Source organism: Bacteroides sp. AM54-2NS (assembly GCF_003602935.1).
Lineage (GTDB): Bacteria > Bacteroidota > Bacteroidia > Bacteroidales > Bacteroidaceae > Bacteroides > Bacteroides xylanisolvens.
The window spans coordinates 1-658 of the sequence record NZ_QTMZ01000144.1; the positions used below are offsets into that span (position 1 = coordinate 1).

1 protein-coding gene is annotated in these 658 nt (G+C 48.9%); it reads right to left on the bottom strand.

The features are described from left to right. A partial coding sequence (locus tag DXA05_RS26210; protein ID WP_284515717.1) for a hypothetical protein occupies window positions 1-366 on the bottom strand: 366 nt, incomplete at its 3' end. Window positions 367-658 lie beyond the last annotated feature (292 nt).

The window sequence follows — 658 nt, forward strand, 5'->3', positions numbered from 1 at the left end:
CACGATGGGCTGCTCTCCCTCGAAATGCACCTCAAAGCCTCCGTCCACCTCCGTGCCGTACTTGCGAAGAGCCGCTTTCAGCTCGTCCTGCTCCCGGTGCTGCAATGCCTGGAGTTGTCCGTGGATAGTGAGGTCTTGCAGTTCTGCCTCTCGTTTGGTGTGGGTTGCCTCGCCGGTCTTGCAGTCGATGTCATACTTGTGGTAAACCACTGGGATATGGTCTGCCGATGTGACAAGCCATGTGATGTTGTTCACTGAGAAGCCCTGTCTGGTGAGGAACTCCTCGATGTCTGAGCCGAGAAGGTGGTCGGCTACGTCAAGATACTCGATGCGTGCGTCAGCATCATGCAGGATGATAATCTTCATTGCCTTTCTATTTTTAGTGATACAAATAAGTTTGTCGCCCATGTCGCTGGACTTGTTTAACTACGTTGAAGAAACTTACGCTCAGCATAGTGAATAAATTCCCTCTGCGTTCGCTTAACCGTTTCTTTCTCTTCCCTCCTTTCGAGACCTTTCAGCCTGTGGAGGGATATTTTCTGCTCCCACAAGCCGCAAGAAAAGACATAAAGACAAATTATGTGTGAAGAATACTCTTTTCCGAGGAAAAGGAAGATTGTTCACAGTCACAAGACCTCAAGCAGAATTTGACGATTGT